Consider the following 18,717-nt stretch of genomic DNA (forward strand, 5'->3'; position numbering starts at 1 on the left):
TCGCTCGGCCGTATCACGCCAGGCCAACTCGCGCGCATGATCGGCGCGACGCGCCTGTCCATCAGCCTGATCCTCAGCCGCCTCCAGGACGACGGCATCGTCTGGACTGGCCGACCAAGACGGCCGTCAACGATCTCGCCGCGTTGAGGAAGCAGGTGACCGACTAGAGCCCGCGCCGTAGAAAAATTTCAGGTCGACTTCGACGGTGCTGGGACCAGTCCCATGCACAGCTGTACCTCGGCGGGGACATTGTAGGTCCGCATGATGTGGCGGCTGTCGCGCAGGCCGGTTGCCTCACGCTGCACCACGAACATCCAGAGCGCGTGGCCGGCTTCCATCACCAGCTTTCGCCTGGCCGGCTGCATCGCGGCCGGCACTTCCGAGCTTGCGTGAGCGGCGTCGAACTCGCGCAAGCGCGCCAGCGCCCGTTCAAGCGTGCGGCCCATCCGTCCGAGTGCGGAGGCCTGTTCCTGAACGATCTCGTAATGGAGGATATCGACCGGCGGGCGAAGATCACGGGACATGAGCCCCAATATAGGACCGACGGAACGGCCTGCAACGCGTGCCGTTACTTCGCCCGGTACGCCGCCAGGAACATCCGCGTCGCGCTGTCGACGACTTCGCTCATGCGCTCTTCCGACGGTGCGGGCGCAGCCTGGAAGACGAAGGGCAGGAACAGCGAGGCCTTGCACAGTTCCATGAATTGCGACGCCGCCAGATCACAATCGTCGATCGCGAGATCGCCGCAGGCGACATGGGTGTTGAGATAGTCGGAGAGGCGGTTGATGGACTTGTCCAGCACCCGCGCATAATAGCGGCGGCCGAGATCGGGCATGCGCTCGGCGATCGCCATCACGGTGCGGATCGCGGATCCGCCGCCGGTCCGGCACAGCAGACGGTTGTAGGCCCGGCCGAAATCCTTCAGCGTGGTTTCAACATCGCGGACCGGATCGAAGTTGAACGCGACCTGACCGTGCTGGAGCGCCTCCTGCTCGAGGATGGCTTCGAACAGCGCGCATTTGTCCGCGAAGTAGACGTAAAGCGTGCCCTTCGAGACCTGCGCCGCGCGAGCGATCTCGCCCATGCTGGCACCGTCAAACCCGAGATCCATGAACACCTTGCGGGCCCCGTCCAGGATCTGGCGGCGTTTGGAGCTGTCCTCCTCCTGGATGACGTGCAGATGTTCGCGGTCGGCTACAACCATTGGTTCAGGGTCTCGGAAGGTTTTTGCATCGGTCCAGGATCATGAAACCGAAATAAAGGATTCGGGCCAGTAGGCTCTGCCCGGGAATATTATCTATATTGACCGAACCGTTCGGTCAATGATATTTGGGATAAGCGAGAGGGACCGGGCCGCACGCGGCTGTCCCTCATCGCGCTTTTTTGTTGGGGGAGCCCTCCATGGCCGTAGTGAGAGACCAGGCTGCGCGCGTCCTTCGCCCGGACGCCGTGGAGACGCCGACGCCCGCGGGTGGTGATGCTGCCACCGAGACGTCTGTAGCTCTCGCCGAGCAGTTGCGCTCTCATGTGGCCGAGGAAACCAAGCGCCGCCCCAGCGAGGCGCCGGAGCAGCCCGTGACCGACAAGCCGGCCGCAGCCCCAGACGCGCCTGCCGCCGCCGGCGCGCCGAAGTCCGGCAAGCGCAAATTCGTGATGATGGGAGTGGGGCTGGTGCTGGCGCTCGCGGCCGCGAGCTATGCCGGCTATTACACGCTGGTTGGCCGCTTCTACGTCGCGACCGACGACGCCTATGTCCGCGCCAACAACACCATGCTGGGCGCGCGCGTTGCCGGCCACGTCTCCTCGATCCTCGCCGGCGACAACACGACGGTGCGCGCCGGCGACATCGTCTTCCGCATCGACGACGGCGACTACAAGATCGCGGTCGACGCCGCCGCGACCAGGATCGCGACCCAGCAGGCCACCATCGATCGCATCGGCCGCCAGGTCGTGGCGCTCGACAGCCAGGTCGCGCAGGCCAAGGCGCAACTCGTCTCCGCCGAAGCCGGTCTCAAGCGCGCCGACCTCGATTACGAGCGCCAGCAGGCGCTGAGCAACAAGGGTTTTGCCTCGCGCGCCACCTTCGAGAGCTCCGAAGCCGGACGCGATCAGGGCGCCGCCGCCGTCAAGGCTGCGCAGGCCGCTTACGATGTCGCGCTCAGCAATGTCGACGTTGCCAAGGCGCAGCAGGCCGAAGCGCAGGCGCAGCTCGCCGAGCTCAAGACCACGCTGGCCAAGGCCGAGCGCGATCTCGCCTTCACCGCGGTGCGCGCGCCGGTCGACGGCACGTTCTCGAACCGCCTCGTCAGTGCCGGCGATTTCGTCGCGGTTGGCCAGCGGCTCGGCAACGTCGTGCCGCTCGACAACGTCTATATCGACGCCAATTTCAAGGAGACCCAGCTCAAGCGCATCCGCCCCGGCCAGCCGGTGACGATCAAGGTCGACGCCTACGGCATGCGCAAGTTCTCCGGCGTCGTCGACAGCATCGCGGCGGGCGCGGGCTCGGTGTTCACGCTGCTGCCGCCCGACAACGCCACCGGCAACTTCACCAAGATCGTGCAGCGCGTGCCGGTCCGCATCCGCGTGCCGAAGTCGGTCGCGAAGCAAAACCTGCTCCGCGCCGGCATGTCGGTCACTGCGACCGTCGATACCAACAAGGGCGCGGCCGACGCCGACAGCGAGGTCGATCTCGACGACGCCACCATGATCCATCCGCAGTAGCGCGCCTGCGCCGCGAGGTCAGACGATGGCGAACGCCACGACCGTTTCACCTGCCATGATGGCGGACCCCGCTTCGGAGCGCATCGCGCCGAAGCGGCTGTTCGCCTTCATCATCATGGTGTTCGGGATGTTCATGTCGATCCTGGACATCCAGATCGTCTCGGCGTCCCTGAGTGAAATCCAGGCCGGCCTGTCGGCAAGCTCCAGTGAAGTCTCCTGGGTCCAGACCGCCTATCTGATCGCCGAAGTGATCGCGATTCCGCTGTCGGGGTTTCTGTCGCGCGCGTTCGGCACGCGGCTGTTGTTCGCGATCTCGGCGGCCGGCTTTACCGTATCGAGCCTGCTCTGCGGCTTCGCCACCACCATCGAGGAGATGATCGTCTGGCGCGCGCTGCAAGGTTTTCTCGGCGCCGGCATGATCCCGACGGTGTTCGCTTCCGCCTACACCGTTTTCCCGCGCACCAAATTCCACATCGTCGGTCCCATCATCGGGCTCGTCGCAACGCTGGCTCCGACCATCGGGCCGACCGTCGGCGGCTACATCACCGACCTGATGTCCTGGAACTGGCTGTTCTTCATCAACATCGTGCCCGGCATCGGTATCACAATCGGCGTGCTGGCGCTGGTCGATTTCGACGAGCCGCATTTCGAATTGCTCGATCGTTTCGACTGGTGGGGGTTGCTGTTCATGGCCAGCTTCCTGGGCACGCTGGAATACGTGCTGGAGGAAGGCCCGCAATATGAATGGATGCAGGACCCCTCGGTCGCGATCTGCGCCTGGATCTGCGGCATCTCGGCGATCGCCTTCTTCTGGCGCGTCTTCACGGCGGCCGAGCCGATCGTCAATTTGCGCACCTTTTCCAATCGCAATTTCGCGATCGGCTGCGTCCTTCAGTTCTGCATCGGCATCGGCCTCTACGGCCTGACCTACATCTACCCACGTTATCTCGCCGAAGTGCGCGGCTATAGCGCGCTGATGATCGGCGATACCCTGTTCGTCTCGGGCATCACCATGTTCCTGGTTGCGCCGGTGGTCGGCCGCCTCATGGCGAAGTACGACATGCGCTACATGATCGCGTTCGGGCTCGTCGTATTCGCGCTCGGCTCCTACCAGATGACCTGGATCACGCGCGACTACGATTTCTACGAGCTGTTGATTCCGCAGATCCTGCGCGGCGTCGGCATGATGTTCGCTATGGTGCCGACCAACAACATCGCGCTCGGCACGCTCGCGCCCGACCGGGTGAAGAACGCCTCGGGGCTCTTCAACCTGATGCGCAATCTCGGCGGCGCCGTGGGCCTCGCCGTCATCAACACCGTGCTCAACGACCGCACCGACCTGCACATCTCGCGCCTGCAGGAGCGCGTGACCTGGGGCAACGCGACCGCGACCGAAACCCTGACCATGTTCATGCAGAAGTTCCAGGGGCTCGGCGATTCCACGCTGATGGCGATGAAGCAGCTGTCGCAGCTCTTGCATCGCCAGGCCGTGGTGATGGGCTTCGGCGATGCCTTCTTCATCCTGACGGTGTTCTATCTCGGCCTCACCCTGCTCGTCACGCTGTTGAAGAAGCCGGCCTCGCCGTTCGGCGCCAGCGGCGACGCGCACTAATTTGCAACACTCGTGCGTGATCTCGCGCGAGCCCCGTTGCAAATCACCAGTGACACATCTATAAAGCGCAACTCATTCCATCGAACTGGGAGGATTTGCATGATTTCGTCGCATTCGCAGATCGCACGCCCGCGCTCGATGATGTTCTGGCTCGGTATCTGCTCGGCCTCCTAGAGGCCTCTTCCGCCAGCTTCGATTGGGCTTCCAGTCCCGATCGCTCCGCTCCCCAAGTCCAAAGCCAACTTTAAGTGACGCCGTCTCGGCCCTCGCGGCCGGCCTGCGTCCATCAATGGAGCCGGCCCGCGCCAGAAGCGGCCGGATGACGCCATGACCGCTCTGTCAAAAAGGCCCGCGGCGATACGCGTGGTGCTGCCATTCGTGTTCCGGCACTGGCTGAAGCAGCCGGGGCGTACCCTCGTCGTGGCCGGCGGCTTGTTGGGCGCAACCGTCGCCGACCTGTTCATGCCGGTCTTCTCCGGACATCTGGTCGACGCCCTGACGCGCGGCCCATCAGATCTCGCCGCGCGTCACGCGGCGCTGATGGCCCTGGGCGGTATCGTGGCGCTGGGCGCTGCGTCCATGGTGCTGCGGCTGACCGGCCTTCAAGCCATCGTGCCGTTCTCGCTCAAGATCATGTCCGAGGTCGCGCAGGAAGCCTTCATGCGCGTGCAACGCTTCTCGACCGACTGGCACGCCAACTCCTTCGCGGGATCCACGGTGCGCAAGGTGACCCGCGGCATGTGGGCGCTCGACCTGTTGAACGACACCATCTTGATGGCGCTGGCGCCGTCGCTGCTGGTGCTGATCGGGTCGATGATCCTGCTCGGCGTGCACTGGGCCTCGCTTGGCGCGGTGATCGCGCTGGGCGCGCTGGCCTACGTCACGATGACGGTGCTGTTCTCGACGCGCTATATCGCGCCAGCCGCGCGCGTCTCCAATGCCTGGGACACCAAGGTCGGCGGCACGTTGGCGGACGCGCTAACCTGCAACGCGGTGGTGAAATCCTTCGGCGCGGAAGCGCGCGAGGATGCGCGGCTTGCCCGTGTCGTCAATCGTTGGCGCGTGCGCGTGCGGCGGACCTGGCTGCGCTACAACTACACCAATCTGGCGCAGCTCTCGGTGCTGCTGGCCCTGCGCGCCTCCGTGATCGGCGGCGCGGTGCTGCTGTGGATGTCGGGGCGGGCCTCGCCCGGCGACGTCACCTATGTGCTGACGAGCTACTACGTCATCCATGCCTATTTGCGCGACGTCGGAATGCACATCAACAACCTGCAGCGCTCGGTCAACGACATGGAGGAGCTGGTGGCGATCCACGACGAGCCGATCGGGATTGCGGATGCGCCGGACGCGCGGCCGATCGCGATCGAGCGCGGAGAGCTCCTCTTTGACGACGTCACGTTTCACTATGGCGGTCATCACGCGCCGCTCTATGACGGGTTGTCGGTCACGATCCGTGCCGGCGAGCGCGTCGGTCTCGTCGGCCGCTCCGGCTCCGGCAAGACCACCTTCGTCAAGCTGGTGCAGCGGCTCTACGACGTGACCGGCGGCCGCGTTCTGATCGATGCGCAAGACATCGCCAAGGCCACCCAGCACTCGCTGCGCAGCCAGATCGCGATCGTGCAGCAGGACCCGATCCTGTTTCACCGCTCGCTCGCCGAGAACATCGCCTATGGCCGGCCCGGCGCCAGCCTGGAGGCGATCGAGCAGGCGGCACGGCTGGCCAACGCGCACGACTTCATCCTGCGCCTGCCCAAGGGTTACGGGACGCTGGTCGGCGAGCGCGGCGTCAAGCTCTCCGGCGGCGAGCGGCAGCGCGTGGCGCTGGCGCGCGCCTTCCTGGCCGATGCGCCGGTGCTGATTCTGGACGAAGCGACCTCGAGCCTCGATTCGGAATCCGAGGCGCTGATCCAGCAGGCGATGGAGCGGCTGATGCGAGGCCGTACCTCGATCGTGATCGCGCATCGGCTGTCGACGGTGAAGAGCCTCGATCGCATCCTGGTGTTCGACCGCGGCGAGATCGTCGAGCAAGGCACGCATGCCAGGCTCGCGGCCAAGCCCGGCGGCATCTATCGCGGCCTGTTCGAGCGCCAGGTGGTGGAGCTCGGACATATCGCAGCAGCGGAGTGAGTGGCGCGCGGCTGGCGGGACGAAAGTCCCGCCGTCGCGCCGCCAGAGGATGAATGACATGAAAGACCTGACACGCGGCTCCATCGTGGGCCACATCCTGAGCATGGCGCCACCGATCGTGGTCGGCATGATCACGATCATGATCTGCCAGCTCGTCGACCTGTATTTCGTGTCGGGACTGGGCGATGCGGCAATCGCGGGTGTCGCCGCGGCCGGCAATGCCGGCTTTCTCGTCAATGCGCTGATGCAGGTGCTTGGCGTCGGCACCGTGGCGCTGATGGCGCACGCGGTGGGGCGCAAGGATCGCGGCGACGCCAACCTCGTCTTCAACCAGTCGGTCCTCCTGTCGGTGCTGTTCGGGCTCCTGACCTTGGGCGCGGGCTTCGCATTGTCGCGTCCATATATGCGCGCGGTCGCGGCCGATGAGGCCACGGTCGAAGCCGGCGCGATTTATCTGCTCTGGTTCATGCCGGCTTTGGCGCTGCAGTTTGCGTCGCAGGTCATGGCGTCTGCGTTGCGGGCCACGGGAATCGTGCGGCCGAGCATGCTGGTTCAAGCGCTTGCAGTGGCCATCAACATCGCGCTGGCGCCGGTCCTGATCTCGGGTTGGGGCACCGGGCACGCGCTCGGTGTTGCCGGAGCGGGCCTCGCAAGCTCGATTGCCGTCTTCATCGGTGTGCTCATGCTGCTGGTGTATTTCCTGAAACTGGAACGCTATGTCGCCTTTAATCCCGCGCAATGGCGGCCGCAGCTTCGACAGTGGAAGAGGATCCTCAATGTCGGCCTGCCTGCAGGCGGCGAGTTCGCGATGGTCTTCATCATCATGGCCGTGGGCTATTACGTGCTGAGCGTTTTCGGCTCGGCGGCACAGGCCGGATTTGGCATCGGGACGCGTCTCCTCGGCCTGATGCAGATGCCGGCGCTCGCCATCGCTCTTGCGGCGGGGCCGATCGCCGGGCAGAATTTCGGTGCCGGCAATGGAGCGCGCGTGAGGGAGACCTTTGTCAAGGCGGCGCTTGTCGCGACCGCCGTGATGATTGTTTTCTTGATCCCGGCGCAGCTCGTGCCTGGTCTGTTGCTTACCGGCTTCTCGAAGGATCAGGAGACGATGGCGGTTGCGTCGCTTTTTCTGCGCATCGTCTCGCTCAACATGGTGGCGCAGGGGCTGATCTTCACCTGCTCCAGCATGTTTCAGGGGCTCGGCAATACCAAGCCGGTGTTGTTGACCTCGGCAACGCGGGTCCTCACCTATTCCCTGCCGTCGATCTGGCTCTCGACGTGGCCGGGCTTCCGGATGGAGCATGTCTGGTACCTGTCGATCGCGACGACCACGCTGCAGGCTGCCCTGAGCGTGTGGCTGTTGCGCCGCGAGTTCGGAAAGCGCCTTGTGGTGCTCCGGCACGAGGAGCCCCCCGAGCAGGCTGCACCCGAGCCTGTGGCGACTCCTGTACGCGCGCCCGCGTAGCGATCGCTTATCTGCGTGCTTGGCGTCGGGGTTGCCGGCGGCGTGGCGCTCACCGTGAAGAAAATACGGAGTTAGTGCGTGCCAAGACTGTTCCAGACGAGGCCGAGGCCCGACAGGAACAACAGACCGAGCACGACATCGCCGAAATGCTTGTCGCTCAGCGCGTGATAGACGCGCGCGCCGGCCCATGCGCCGATCAGCGTGCCCGGAAAGGCGACCACCGCGAGCCAGACCACCTTGAACGCGACGAGGCCCGAGGCCGTCTGCAACACCAAAGCGGTGGCGAGCACGGTGAAATTGAAGAGCTGGAAGATGCCGCGCCGCTCGTGCTTGTTCCAGCCGCGGATGTTGGCCCACAGGATCGGAAGCGGCCCCGATAATCCGGCGAGACCGCCAAGAATGCCGCCGGCAAACCCGATCGCGCCGTCGGCGATGCGACCGCCGAAGGTGATGGCGAGCGGCTTCTTGTTGAGGTACAGCGCGGTCGAGAAGATCAGCAGCAGCACGCCGACGCTCAGCTTGAACACTTTTGGATCGGCGGAGGCGACCAGCATGGTGCCCAGCGGCACGCCGATCAGTCCTCCAATCAGGAACGGCCAGACCAGCGAGAGATCAAAACTCTTCCACATCGACGGCAGCGTCGAGCTCTGCGCGATCACCGAGCAGATCAGCACCAGGGGCACCGCGAGCGAGGGCGGCAGCACGTAGAGCCAGATGCCGAGTGCCATCAGCGCGGTGCCGAATCCGGCGAGGCCCGAGACGAAGCCCCCGGCCAGTGCGCCGAGCAGCAGCAGCGCGTAGGTGAGTATTTCCAACAGATTGTCCCTGTCGCCTGGGCGATCCCGAATTGTTGATCCCCATCGCTCGCATAGCACAGCTGCGGCCGTGCAGGTCAATTTCAAAACCGCACGCAAGCGTGATCCCCAGCGGCGGGCGTTCGCGAAAGACAGGTCTAGATGATGCTCGTACTTCCACCTGGGGGCCCGCTCGACGCCATCATGCGGTCCGATCGGCCAGCATCCCGGCTGAGCATATGGAGAAGGACGATGATCCGCACGAAGATTGCCGTCGCGGCCGCGCTGGTGTCGGCGGCGGCCTTGATGCCGACGATGGCGCAGGCGCAGTTTTCCGAGCCCGCGGCCTATCAGGCTGCCCATCCCGACCGCGACGTTCTGAATGGCGGCCAGCTCACACCCGCCGCGCGCGGGGCCCGCGGCGAGTCCGTCGCGCCGAGCGAAGCCTATGCGGCCTATCCGTCCCCCGTCGCACCAGTCGTTCGCTCGCGGCATCGCCGTCAGCATCGATAAGTATTGCTAGACGATCTGTCTGGTGTCGGCGGGGCTGTGCAGCGCGCTCACGAGGATGCGTAGCGCTTCCGTCAATTCCGCCCTGTTGCGCGCCGCGCCAAGCGAGACGCGTGCCGCGTGTGGCGGCGTTCCGTCGACGGTGAAGGCCTCGCCGGCGACGACGGCTAGTCCATTCCGCAGGAGATGCGCCGCGACGTCGGCGCGGCCCTCAGGCAGCCGTAGCCACAGATGGTGAGCGGCGGGTTTGGCCTGGAACTCGAATCCTTTGAGCGCCCGTTGCGCGAGCTGCTGGCGGCCGACCGCCTCGCTCCTGATGGCGGTGATGATGCGGTCGGCGATCCCGGTCTCGATCCAATGCGTCACCAGCGCGACCATCAGCGGTGCCGGCATCTGCACCGTCGCCTGCAAAGAGTTGCGCATCTCCCGCTGCGAGCTGCTGTCGGGCGTCACCAGATAGGCGACCCGTAGCGCGGGCGCGATGCATTTCGACAGCGTGGTCGCGAGATATGTCCGTTCCGGAATGAGATTGGCGATCGGCGATGCCGAGCGATCGAGCAGCCCGTAGGCGTCATCCTCGATCAGAATCGTATCGGCATCGTTGATGATTTTTGCGATGGCGCCGCGGCGCTCGGGAAGAAGCGTCGCGGTGGTCGGATTGTGCAGCGTCGGAATGAGATAGACCGCTTTCGGTCTATGCGTGCGGCAAGCTTCCGCCAGCGCGTCGGGCAGGATGCCGCCGTCATCCATGGCGACGCCGACGAGCTTGACTCCGAGCCGCGCCGCGGCGGCCTTGATGCCGGGGAAGGTGAGGGCCTCCGTCAGCACCACGTCGCCGGGCCGGGCGAGATGGGCGAGCAGGTTGAACAGAATCGTCTGCGCGCCGGGAAAGATCACGAGCCTGTCGGCATGCGCATGCGGCACGCGTGCCCGCATCCACCGCGCCGCGACCTCGCGCTCATGTGCGCTGCCGCCGGGCGGCTGGTAGTTGAGATGCGCCGTCAGACCCGATTGCGCGCGGATGGCGTCCATCCCGGCGATGATGCGCTCGTCGAGCTGCGCTTCGAGAGGCTGCGGCGGCACGTTCATCGAGAGGTCAATCGCGACGGGATGCGGCAGGTCGACCGCGCGGCGCGCGCTGGTCTCCGACACGAACGAGCCCTGGCCGACCCGGGCCTCCATGATGCCGCGGCGCCGCGCCTCGGTGTAGGCGCGCGTCACCGTGGTGAGGTCGACGCCGAGCGCCTTTGCCAGCGCCCGCTGCGTCGGCAATTGTTGGCCGCGCACCAGCCGGCCGGCGGCGATGTCGGCCTCCATGGCCTCGACGATGCGCTGATAGCGCGGCCCGCTCAGCTCCGAGATTGTAGGGGTCCAATCCATGCAATTAAGGCCTATATCCTTTGAATGTATGGATACAAGATATTATTGTATGGATCGTAGAAAAGGAAGAGGTGGGGTCATGGCGACCGGTTCAGTCTCTCTGGCAAAAGCGATGTGGCGCGGATTTCGCGGCAAGTGCCCGAACTGCGGCGAAGGCCATGCGTTCGGCCGTTTCCTGAAGGTGGCGGATACCTGTGACCATTGCGGCGAGGAGCTGTTCCACCAGCGCGCCGACGATTTTCCGGCTTATCTCGTGATGGTCGTCGTCGGCCATCTCGTGGTCCCGGCAATCCTCGCGGTGGAGACCGCCTATGCCCCAGCAGTTTGGCTGCAACTGGCGGTGTGGCTGCCGGTGACCTTGTTCGCTTCGCTCGCGCTGTTGCAGCCGACCAAGGGTGCCATCGTCGGGCTGCAATGGCAGATCGGCATGCACGGTTTTGAGACGGGCAAGCTGCGGCGCGAAGCTGGTCGGCCTGCACCCGCCCTCGTGAAGGTGACCACTCGCGCGGCTTAAGAAGCCATAGCGTTTACATCGCGCGCTCGCCCGCTACACTCCATCGTACAAACAAGAACGATGGAAACGGCGATGGCCGCACGCTCAAAAACCTTCCTGCTCTGTCACGGCGCGTGGTCTGGCGGGTGGGCCTGGAAGAAGATGCATCCGCTGATGGCGCAGGCCGGCCACCGCCTGATTGCGCCGACCTATACCGGGCTCGGCGAGCGCGCGCATCTGGCCAGTGCCGCGATCGATCTCGACACGCATATCCAGGACATTCTCAACGTCATCAGGTTCGAGGATCTCAGCGACATCGTGCTGCTCGGCCACAGCTATGGCGGCATGGTCGCCACCGGCGTCGCCGATCGCGCGCGCGAGCGGGTGACGCAATTGATCTACCTCGACGCCTTCGTGCCGCGTGACGGCCAGTCGCTGTTCGATCTCCATGAGGGCGGGCGCGAGCCGATGCGCAAGGCGGCAAGCTCAGGCGACGGCTACCGCATCCCGCCGAACCCGCCGCCGCCGGACACGCCGCAGGCCGATCTCGACTGGCTCAACGCCCGCCGGATCAACATGCCGATCAAATGTTTCGAGACAAAGCTGAAGCTCGAAGGTAGCGAGCCGGCGATGCCGCGCAGCTACATCTATTGCACGCGCATTCCGCCGGGCGACGTGTTCGGGCAATTCGCGAGGCGCACGAGGAGCGAGGACGGCTGGCGTTTTGTCGAGCTCGACGCCAGCCACGCGCCGAACGTGACAGCGCCGGACGCGCTGATGGGCGTATTGCAAGAGATCGTCGGATAGTGAGCGCCCAAATGGTGAGGGGCTCGATGCGGTCAGCATCGAACCCCTCGTTGCAAGATATCAGCCGGCCTGTAAGCCGGGTTCTGTAAGGCACCGTCCGCTTGCGCGAACGATACGTGACGGCCATTCCTCTGGGACCATGTTTGCACATGGCCTCGAGCAACCTACCCGGACGGCGGGCCTGACATCGCCCCGCGGCGTTATCGCTTTCGCGAACAGCCCGCTACGCCGTCCCTATTCGGTTTTGCTCCCGGTGGGGTTTACCATGCCGGCTCCGTTGCCGCAGCCGCGGTGCGCTCTTACCGCACCTTTTCACCCTTACCTGCCTACGCAGCTTGCGCTGCGAAGGCGGGCGGTTCGTTCTCTGTGGCACTTTCCCTGGGGTCGCCCCCGCCGGACGTTATCCGGCACCGTATGTCAAGGGAGCCCGGACTTTCCTCCCCGGCGGCCTTTCGGCACCTGCCGGAGCGGCCGTCCGGCCGACTGACGGGGCAGGCATGGGGCATTTATGACGGTTCCGTCAAGCTGATATCGCCGCGCATGCGGCCTGCAAATAATTTATCCTGAAGATGTCGTTTGGTGTGTGTCCCGTTCGACTGGATGTCGGCGATCCCGCCGAACAACAGGAGTTAAGCGATGCAATATTTGCTGATGATCTACCAGAACGAAGCCGAGTACGCGAATATGCGTCCGGCGGCCGGCCAGCAGATGACGGCGGAATATCAGACCTTCACGCAAGGCATCATTCAGAGCGGCAATTTCAAGGCGGGCGACCGTTTGCAGCCGACCACGACTGCGACGACGGTCCGCGTGCGCGACGGCAAGACTCTGACGACCGACGGCCCGTTTGCCGAAACGCGCGAGCAGCTCGGCGGCTATTACCTCGTGGAGGCCAAGGATCTCGATACCGCGATCGAGATTGCATCGCGGATTCCGTCGGCGCGTATCGGTTCGATCGAGGTGCGGCCGATCTGGGTCTACGACAAGTGACGGCGCAGCCGCGCATCGGCGCATGACACTGTCCGAGATCGACAAGATTTTCCGCGACGAGGCGGGGCGGGCGCTGGCCACGCTGATCCGCCTCGTCGGCGATTTCGATCTTGCCGAGGACGCGCTCCAGGACGCCTTTGCGGTGGCACTGGAGCGCTGGCCGGCGTGCGAGGTCCCCGACAATGCGCGTGCCTGGCTGGTCAATGTCGCCAGGCACAAGGCGATCGACCGTATCAGGCGCCAGGCCGTCTTCCGCGGCAAGGAGCAGGCGCTCGTGCACGAGCTCGAGCTGAACGCGCAAGCGCCCGCCGAGCCGCCGGCGACGCTCGACGACGATATGCTGCGGCTGATCTTCACCTGCTGCCATCCTGCATTTGCGCCCGAAGTCCAGGTCGCGCTGACGCTGCGCACCCTCTGCGGGCTCTCCACGGCGCAGGTCGCGCGCGCCTTTCTCGTCAGCGAGGAGGCGATGGGGCAGCGTCTGGTCCGCGCCAAGCAGAAGATCAGGCTCGCCGGCATTCCCTATGAGGTCCCCGAGCGCGACACGCTGGTGCCGCGGCTCGACGGTGTGCTTGCCGTGATCTATCTGGTCTTCACCGAAGGCTATGTGGCGACGTCGGGTGCGGATTTGATGCGGCCCGATCTTGCGGCCGAGGCGATCCGGCTTGGCCGCTTGCTCGACCGGCTGTTACCCGATCGCGCCGGGATCAAGGGCCTGCTGGCGCTAATGCTGCTGCACGATGCGCGCCGCGCAGGGCGCCAGACCCCCGCCGGCGACATCGTGCTGCTGGAAGAGCAGGATCGTTCGCGGTGGGACCATGCACAGATCGAGGAGGGTCTGCGCCTGGTCGACGACGCGCTGCGCGTGCCCGGCCGGCCGCAGCCCTACGCAGTACAAGCCGCGATCGCCGCGCTGCATGCGCGTGCGCCGAGCTATGAGCAGACAGACTGGCCGCAGATTGCCGGGCTCTACGAGGTCCTGCTGCGGATCAACCCATCTCCGGTGATCGAGCTTAACCACGCGGCGGCGGTGTCGATGGTCGATGGGCCCGCGCGCGCACTCGATCTCGTGGATGCGACCGCCGCACGCGGCGGGCTTCATGGCTACGAGCTGCTGCCAGCGGTGCGGGCGGATCTATTGCGGCGGCTCGGCCGCAATGAGGAGGCGCGCGAGGCCTATCGCGCGGCGACGGAAGCGACGCAGCTCGAGCCGCTGCGACGACTTTATGCGCGAAGGATGCGGGAGATGGAGTAGTCGCCACATACTCCGTCATTGCGAGGAGCGCTTGCGACGAAGCAATCCAGACTGCTTCCGCGGAGGCAGTCTGGATTGCTTCGCTTCGCTCGCAATGACGGGGTGCGTGGCAGTCGCCGTCACTTCGACGCGACCGTCGTTCCCTCCGCCGGCAAGCTTCCCAACAGTGCCTGCAAGGTCGACAGCGTCGAGTGATCCGCGACCCCATCCAGTCGCGCCGGGCGGAAATGGCGCTGGAACGCGGTGACGACTTCCATGGTCGCGCCGTCGTATTTGCCGGTGAGGGGAACGCCGTAGCCGTATCTGGCGAGCGCCTGCTGCAGGCTCAGCACCTCGTCGCTGATGGTGCCGAGCATCAGGCTCTCGCCGCGTACGACCGGCGCGGGCGTGACCCAGTGGCCGACCCCGGAATTGGCCAGCGAATGCCACGGAAATTTTTCGCCGGGATCTTTCTTGCGCGCAGGCGCCACGTCGGAATGGCCGAGAACCCGGTGCGCGGGCACCTTGCGGCGGAGCATGATGCCGCGGCACAGCGCGATCACGGCGGCGATCTGGCGCAGCGGAAACTCCGGATAGCCCCAATCGTGGCCGCGATTGACGATCTCGATCCCGATCGAGCAGGAATTGATGTCGTCCTCGCCGGACCAGGACGAGACGCCGGCATGCCAGGCACGCCTGGCCTCCGGCACGCATTGCACGATGCGGCCGTCCTCCAGCACGACATAATGTGCCGACACCTCGGTGCCAGCCGAGCAGAGCCGCGCCAGCGCACCTTCGACGTCGGGCATGCCGGTGTAATGCAGCACGATCATGTCGGGCTGCCGGCCCTTGTTGCGGTCGCCGTGGTTCGGTGAGGGGATGATGTCGGAGACGATCGAGGAATCCGGCTCGAACGTCCGCATGTTCGCGGCGGCCTTGGGAACCGGGAGAACGCGTTGACGCTTCGAATCAGATCCAGACGGCGTGGACGAACCGGACGACATAAACAGCTCGAGACAGACAGAGAGTGGGCCAAGCCCTTCTCTTTACTATTCCTTTACCCTCCACCGTGCGCAACCGCGCGACGAGGTTAACGGATGCATTTTGGCGCATGTGTGTGGATGAAGCATCACCGCCGCGTCAGCTTTTCGACTTGTCGCGAGCCGATCAACGCTTTCTTAACGCTAAGGGCCGTTACTGAGAGATGAAGAGCCGACCCGCGTCCGGAGGCGGCCAAAGCGTATTTTGGCTCGAAATCCCATGGCTGCCCGACAAATTCCAAAGGGAATACTGGGTTGGTGGCCCGGGACGATCGGGCACGGTAACCATGCTGGACGGGGATTGGGTCGTGGAACCGCCGCGACGCGGAATTATTCGAGGCGTTATGAGCTTGTTCGTCCCCGATCTCACTTGGGAGTCCGGCGGGGCGATCGGCAGGCTTGGCGCATGAGCTCGGCTCCGCACATCCCCGTTCTTGGCCGTGAGGCCATCGACCACCTCGCCCCACGCGAGGGCGGCCTTTACATCGACGCGACCTTTGGCGCGGGCGGCTACAGCCGCGCGATCCTCGACATGCCGGGAACCCGGGTGATTGCCATTGATCGCGACCGTACTGCGATCGCAGGCGGCGCCGAGCTGGTCGAACGCTCGGCGGGCCGGCTGACGCTGGTTGAAGATCGCTTCTCCAACCTCGCCGAAATCTGCGCGGCTCAAGGCGTCGATGGCATCGACGGCGTCGTGATGGACGTCGGGGTGTCCTCGATGCAGCTCGACCAGGCCGGCCGCGGCTTCTCGTTCCGCCTCGATGGTCCGCTCGACATGCGGATGGGGCAGGCGGGCCCGACTGCGGCCGATGTCGTCGCGCGCGCCTCGGAAGGCGATCTCGCCGACATCATCTATCTCCTCGGCGAAGAGCGGCAGTCGCGCCGGATCGCCCGCGCCGTCGTCGCCGACCGGCAGGAGACGCCGTTCACGACCACACGCGCGCTCGCCGATCTCGTCGGCAGGGTGGTTCGTTCCAAGCCCGGCGATATTCACCCGGCGACGCGGACGTTCCAGGCCCTGCGCATCTTCGTCAATGAAGAACTCGAGGAACTCCAGAACGCGCTCATCGCTGCCGAGCGTGTGCTCAAGCCCGGTGGTCGACTCGTGGTCGTCTCGTTCCATTCGCTGGAAGACCGCATCGTCAAGAATTTCTTCGCCGAGCGCAGCAAGACGGGTGGCGGTTCACGCCATCTTCCGGAAGTGTCGCAGGCGGTGCCGAGCTTCCAGCTCCTGACGCGGCGGCCGGTGATCGCGGGCGAGGACGAAGTCGCGCATAACCCGCGGGCGCGGTCGGCAAAGCTGCGCGCCGCCGAGCGCACCTCGGCGCCTGCGCAGGACGATCGCGAGCAATCGTCCTGGCCAAAACTCTCCGACGTCATGAGAGGTGGCTAGCGCATGCGCTTCATCCACCTGCTCGTCATTGGCGCGCTGATCTTCGCGGCGGCCTATGTCTATAGGATCAAGATGGACTCCACGGCGCGCACCGAAAAGGTGCTGCGGCTGCATGCGGAGATCCGCGAGCAGCGCGATGCGATCGCGGCGCTGCGCTCCGAATGGGCGAAGCTCGATGCGCCGCTGCGCCTGCAGGGCCTGTCCGACCGGCATCTGCAGCTCAAGCCGGTCAACGGCACGCAATATGATTCACTGAAGAACTTGCCCGAGCGTCCGCCGCGGATGTTCAGGCCGGGCGAGCCGGATCCGATCGGCGCCATGCTCAATACCATCGAAGCCGCGAGCGATCCCGATAACGTGACGGGCTCCGTGCCTCAGCCCGAGGACAAGCCATGAGTGCTGTGACCCCGGCCAAACCTGTAGGAAAGCCGACCGAGCCCTGGCGGCAACGGCTGATCCGCAGTCTGCTGTACGGGCGCAACGTCGATCGCGCCGCCAAGGCGCGGGCGCGCGTCGGCCTGGCGATGCTCGCCTTCGGCGCGGTCTACGCCCTGATCGGCGGCCGGCTCGTGATGTTCGCGATCGGCGCCGACGCCCACGGCGCACGCCGCGCCGCGGCGCAGGAGGTGGTCGCGACCGCGCGGCCCGATATCGTCGATCGCAACGGCGCAATTCTCGCGACCGACGTCAAGGCGTCGAGCCTGTTCGGCGAGCCGCGCCGCATCATCGACAAGGACGAGGCGATCGAGCTTCTGACCGCCACCGTGCCCGACCTCGATGAGGCCGAGGTGCGCGAGCGCCTGAAGACGCGCAAGGGCTTCGTCTGGCTCAAGCGCGAGATTACGGCGAAGCAGCAGCAGGATATCCACAAGCTCGGCATTCCCGGCATCGGCTTCCTGCGCGAGAACAAGCGCGTCTATCCGACCGGCAACGAGGTCGCCCACCTCATCGGTCTCGTCAACATCGACAACCAGGGCATCGCCGGCATGGAGAAGTGGCTCGACAATCAGGGGCTCGCCGATCTCCACCGCGCGGGCTTTGCCACCGACCGGCTGCAAAAGCCGATCGAGCTCTCGGTCGATCTGCGCGTCGAGCACGCCCTGCGTGACGAGCTCCTGAAGGCCAAGGAGAAATACCACGCCAAGGCCGCCTCCGGCATCGTCTCCAACGTCAAGACCGGCGAGATCGTGGCGATGGTCTCGCTTCCGGATTTCGATCCCAACAATCCGAAGGAAGCGCACGACCCCGACCGCATCAACCGCCTGACCACCGGCGTCTACGAGATGGGCTCGACCTTCAAGGCGTTTACGTTGGCGATGGCGCTCGATTCCGGCAAGATCAATCTGAACTCGATGTGGGATGCGCGCGGAAACCTGCACTACGGCAAGTTCACCATCCACGACAGCCACTCGCTCGGACGCTTCATCAACACCAAGGAAGTGTTCACGTTCTCGTCCAATATCGGTGCGGCGCGGATCGCGCTCGGCCAGGGCGTCGAGGCGCACAAGGCGTTTCTCGCCAAGATGGGCCAGCTGACGCGGCTGCGCACCGAGCTGCCCGAGAGCGCGGCTCCGCTGATCCCGCGCCGCTGGGGTGAGCTGAACACGGTCACCATCGCGTTCGGCCAGGGTCTGTCGGTGGCGCCGCTCCAGGCGGTGATGGGGATTAACGCACTCGTGAACGGCGGCTATCTAATTCCGCCGACCTTCATGAAACGCAGCGAGTCCGAAGCGGCAGCGTTGGCCAAGCGCGTGGTCAAGACGGAGACCAGCGACAAGATGCGGTTCCTGATGCGGCTCAATGCCGAGATCGGCACCGCCAAGACCGCCAACGTCAACGGCTACTATGTCGGCGGCAAGACCGGCACCTCCGAGAAGGTCATCAACGGCCGCTATGCCAAGAAACGCGTGCTCAACTCCTTCACTGCGATCATGCCCTGCGACGATCCGAAATATCAGATCCTGATCATGCTGGACGAGCCGCAGCCGCTGAAGGAGACCTACGGCTTCATCACGTCCGGCTTTAATGCTGTGCCGACCGGCGGGAAGGTGATTGAGCGGATCGCGCCGCTGCTCGGCATCGAGCCGCGCTTCGACCTGCCGCCTGCGGACCGCCTTATTCTTGCAGCATCCAGGACAACCCAGTAAT

At 65.2% G+C, this 18,717-nt stretch carries 18 protein-coding genes and 1 other RNA gene; 13 read left to right on the forward strand and 6 right to left on the reverse strand.

The annotated features are described in order from the left end of the window. Positions 1–36: 36 nt before the first annotated feature. Positions 37–147, forward strand: a complete 111-nt coding sequence (locus ABIB80_RS31720; protein ID WP_245285996.1) for a hypothetical protein — start codon at positions 37–39, stop codon at positions 145–147. 41 nt (positions 148–188) lie between these two features. On the opposite strand, the gene ABIB80_RS31725 is transcribed toward ABIB80_RS31720, so the two are convergent. Further along, positions 189–524, reverse strand: coding sequence for a DUF6665 family protein (locus ABIB80_RS31725; protein ID WP_007600823.1), 336 nt, complete (start codon positions 522–524; stop codon positions 189–191). Between the two features lie 44 nt (positions 525–568). Continuing rightward, a complete protein-coding gene (locus tag ABIB80_RS31730; protein WP_007600824.1) occupies positions 569–1,204 on the reverse strand; it encodes a TetR/AcrR family transcriptional regulator in 636 nt (211 codons plus the stop codon). Between the two features lie 197 nt (positions 1,205–1,401). On the opposite strand from ABIB80_RS31730, the gene ABIB80_RS31735 reads away from it, so the two are divergent. The 4 genes from ABIB80_RS31735 (at position 1,402) to ABIB80_RS31750 (ending at position 7,925) form a co-directional block, all read left to right on the forward strand. After that, a complete protein-coding gene (locus tag ABIB80_RS31735) occupies positions 1,402–2,721 on the forward strand; it encodes an HlyD family secretion protein (protein WP_007600826.1) in 1,320 nt (439 codons plus the stop codon). Between the two features lie 25 nt (positions 2,722–2,746). Further along, the gene (locus ABIB80_RS31740; protein WP_354128963.1) at positions 2,747–4,333 is read left to right on the forward strand and encodes a DHA2 family efflux MFS transporter permease subunit; all 1,587 of its coding nucleotides are present in this window, start codon (positions 2,747–2,749) and stop codon (positions 4,331–4,333) included. Positions 4,334–4,660: 327 nt separating this feature from the next. Then, entirely contained in the window at positions 4,661–6,460 is a 1,800-nt protein-coding gene (locus ABIB80_RS31745; RefSeq protein WP_007600828.1) for an ABC transporter ATP-binding protein, read from the forward strand. A gap of 58 nt (positions 6,461–6,518) precedes the next feature. Next, entirely contained in the window at positions 6,519–7,925 is a 1,407-nt protein-coding gene (locus ABIB80_RS31750; protein ID WP_007600829.1) for an MATE family efflux transporter, read from the forward strand. A gap of 71 nt (positions 7,926–7,996) precedes the next feature. Here the strand turns inward: ABIB80_RS31750 and ABIB80_RS31755 are convergent, their stop codons facing one another. Further along, positions 7,997–8,740 carry a sulfite exporter TauE/SafE family protein gene (locus ABIB80_RS31755; RefSeq protein WP_007600830.1) on the reverse strand — a complete coding sequence of 248 codons (744 nt, stop codon included), beginning with the start codon at positions 8,738–8,740 and terminating at the stop codon, positions 7,997–7,999. A gap of 231 nt (positions 8,741–8,971) precedes the next feature. Here ABIB80_RS31755 and ABIB80_RS31760 point away from each other — a divergent pair, with 231 nt between their 5' ends. After that, the gene (locus ABIB80_RS31760) at positions 8,972–9,232 is read left to right on the forward strand and encodes a hypothetical protein (protein WP_007600831.1); all 261 of its coding nucleotides are present in this window, start codon (positions 8,972–8,974) and stop codon (positions 9,230–9,232) included. Positions 9,233–9,238: 6 nt separating this feature from the next. On the opposite strand, the gene ABIB80_RS31765 is transcribed toward ABIB80_RS31760, so the two are convergent. Beyond that, positions 9,239–10,609: an aminotransferase-like domain-containing protein gene (locus ABIB80_RS31765; protein ID WP_007600832.1), complete on the reverse strand. Its 1,371-nt coding sequence runs from the start codon at positions 10,607–10,609 to the stop codon at positions 9,239–9,241. Positions 10,610–10,658: 49 nt separating this feature from the next. On the opposite strand from ABIB80_RS31765, the gene ABIB80_RS31770 reads away from it, so the two are divergent. After that, positions 10,659–11,123 (forward strand): DUF983 domain-containing protein, encoded by a 465-nt coding sequence (locus ABIB80_RS31770; protein WP_083869967.1) that lies wholly within the window; start codon positions 10,659–10,661, stop codon positions 11,121–11,123. A 72-nt stretch (positions 11,124–11,195) separates the two neighbouring features. Next, positions 11,196–11,909 carry an alpha/beta fold hydrolase gene (locus ABIB80_RS31775; RefSeq protein ID WP_007600834.1) on the forward strand — a complete coding sequence of 238 codons (714 nt, stop codon included), beginning with the start codon at positions 11,196–11,198 and terminating at the stop codon, positions 11,907–11,909. 56 nt (positions 11,910–11,965) lie between these two features. Here the strand turns inward: ABIB80_RS31775 and rnpB are convergent. After that, positions 11,966–12,396, reverse strand: an RNA gene (gene rnpB, locus ABIB80_RS31780) — RNase P RNA component class A. 149 nt (positions 12,397–12,545) lie between these two features. On the opposite strand from rnpB, the gene ABIB80_RS31785 reads away from it, so the two are divergent. Both ABIB80_RS31785 and ABIB80_RS31790 read left to right on the forward strand, forming a co-directional pair. Beyond that, positions 12,546–12,899 (forward strand): YciI family protein, encoded by a 354-nt coding sequence (locus ABIB80_RS31785; RefSeq protein WP_007600836.1) that lies wholly within the window; start codon positions 12,546–12,548, stop codon positions 12,897–12,899. Between the two features lie 22 nt (positions 12,900–12,921). Beyond that, positions 12,922–14,154, forward strand: a complete 1,233-nt coding sequence (locus tag ABIB80_RS31790) for an RNA polymerase sigma factor (RefSeq protein WP_354128964.1) — start codon at positions 12,922–12,924, stop codon at positions 14,152–14,154. Between the two features lie 119 nt (positions 14,155–14,273). Here the strand turns inward: ABIB80_RS31790 and ABIB80_RS31795 are convergent, their stop codons facing one another. After that, positions 14,274–15,056 (reverse strand): N-acetylmuramoyl-L-alanine amidase, encoded by a 783-nt coding sequence (locus ABIB80_RS31795; protein ID WP_007600840.1) that lies wholly within the window; start codon positions 15,054–15,056, stop codon positions 14,274–14,276. A 523-nt stretch (positions 15,057–15,579) separates the two neighbouring features. On the opposite strand from ABIB80_RS31795, the gene rsmH reads away from it, so the two are divergent. From rsmH to ABIB80_RS31810, 3 genes are read left to right on the forward strand one after another with little or no spacing between them, the layout of a single operon-like run. Beyond that, positions 15,580–16,569: a 16S rRNA (cytosine(1402)-N(4))-methyltransferase RsmH gene (rsmH, locus tag ABIB80_RS31800; protein WP_007600841.1), complete on the forward strand. Its 990-nt coding sequence runs from the start codon at positions 15,580–15,582 to the stop codon at positions 16,567–16,569. A 3-nt stretch (positions 16,570–16,572) separates the two neighbouring features. Beyond that, on the forward strand, positions 16,573–16,965 hold the full coding sequence (gene ftsL, locus ABIB80_RS31805; protein WP_007600843.1) for a cell division protein FtsL: 393 nt from the start codon (positions 16,573–16,575) through the stop codon (positions 16,963–16,965). Then, a complete protein-coding gene (locus ABIB80_RS31810; RefSeq protein ID WP_007600844.1) occupies positions 16,962–18,716 on the forward strand; it encodes a peptidoglycan D,D-transpeptidase FtsI family protein in 1,755 nt (584 codons plus the stop codon). Before ftsL ends, ABIB80_RS31810 begins: the two co-directional genes overlap by 4 nt. Position 18,717: the final 1 nt, after the last annotated feature.

The organism is Bradyrhizobium sp. i1.15.2, from assembly GCF_040548425.1.
Classification (GTDB): Bacteria; Pseudomonadota; Alphaproteobacteria; order Rhizobiales; family Xanthobacteraceae; genus Bradyrhizobium; species Bradyrhizobium canariense.

Bases quoted from the DNA above. Each gene is read 5' to 3' on its own strand.
- rsmH (WP_007600841.1), top strand. From the start codon at position 15,580: ATGAGCTCGGCTCCGCACATCCCCGTTCTTGGCCGTGAGGCCATCGAC.
- ABIB80_RS31795 (WP_007600840.1), bottom strand. From the start codon at position 15,056: ATGCGGACGTTCGAGCCGGATTCCTCGATCGTCTCCGACATCATCCCC.
- ABIB80_RS31810 (WP_007600844.1), top strand. From the start codon at position 16,962: ATGAGTGCTGTGACCCCGGCCAAACCTGTAGGAAAGCCGACCGAGCCC.
- ABIB80_RS31725 (WP_007600823.1), bottom strand. From the start codon at position 524: ATGTCCCGTGATCTTCGCCCGCCGGTCGATATCCTCCATTACGAGATC.
- ABIB80_RS31735 (WP_007600826.1), top strand. From the start codon at position 1,402: ATGGCCGTAGTGAGAGACCAGGCTGCGCGCGTCCTTCGCCCGGACGCC.
- ABIB80_RS31745 (WP_007600828.1), top strand. From the start codon at position 4,661: ATGACCGCTCTGTCAAAAAGGCCCGCGGCGATACGCGTGGTGCTGCCA.
- ABIB80_RS31775 (WP_007600834.1), top strand. From the start codon at position 11,196: ATGGCCGCACGCTCAAAAACCTTCCTGCTCTGTCACGGCGCGTGGTCT.
- ABIB80_RS31785 (WP_007600836.1), top strand. From the start codon at position 12,546: ATGCAATATTTGCTGATGATCTACCAGAACGAAGCCGAGTACGCGAAT.
- ABIB80_RS31740 (WP_354128963.1), top strand. From the start codon at position 2,747: ATGGCGAACGCCACGACCGTTTCACCTGCCATGATGGCGGACCCCGCT.
- ftsL (WP_007600843.1), top strand. From the start codon at position 16,573: ATGCGCTTCATCCACCTGCTCGTCATTGGCGCGCTGATCTTCGCGGCG.
- ABIB80_RS31750 (WP_007600829.1), top strand. From the start codon at position 6,519: ATGAAAGACCTGACACGCGGCTCCATCGTGGGCCACATCCTGAGCATG.
- ABIB80_RS31760 (WP_007600831.1), top strand. From the start codon at position 8,972: ATGATCCGCACGAAGATTGCCGTCGCGGCCGCGCTGGTGTCGGCGGCG.
- ABIB80_RS31765 (WP_007600832.1), bottom strand. From the start codon at position 10,609: ATGGATTGGACCCCTACAATCTCGGAGCTGAGCGGGCCGCGCTATCAG.
- ABIB80_RS31730 (WP_007600824.1), bottom strand. From the start codon at position 1,204: ATGGTTGTAGCCGACCGCGAACATCTGCACGTCATCCAGGAGGAGGAC.
- ABIB80_RS31790 (WP_354128964.1), top strand. From the start codon at position 12,922: ATGACACTGTCCGAGATCGACAAGATTTTCCGCGACGAGGCGGGGCGG.
- ABIB80_RS31720 (WP_245285996.1), top strand. From the start codon at position 37: ATGATCGGCGCGACGCGCCTGTCCATCAGCCTGATCCTCAGCCGCCTC.
- ABIB80_RS31770 (WP_083869967.1), top strand. From the start codon at position 10,659: ATGGATCGTAGAAAAGGAAGAGGTGGGGTCATGGCGACCGGTTCAGTC.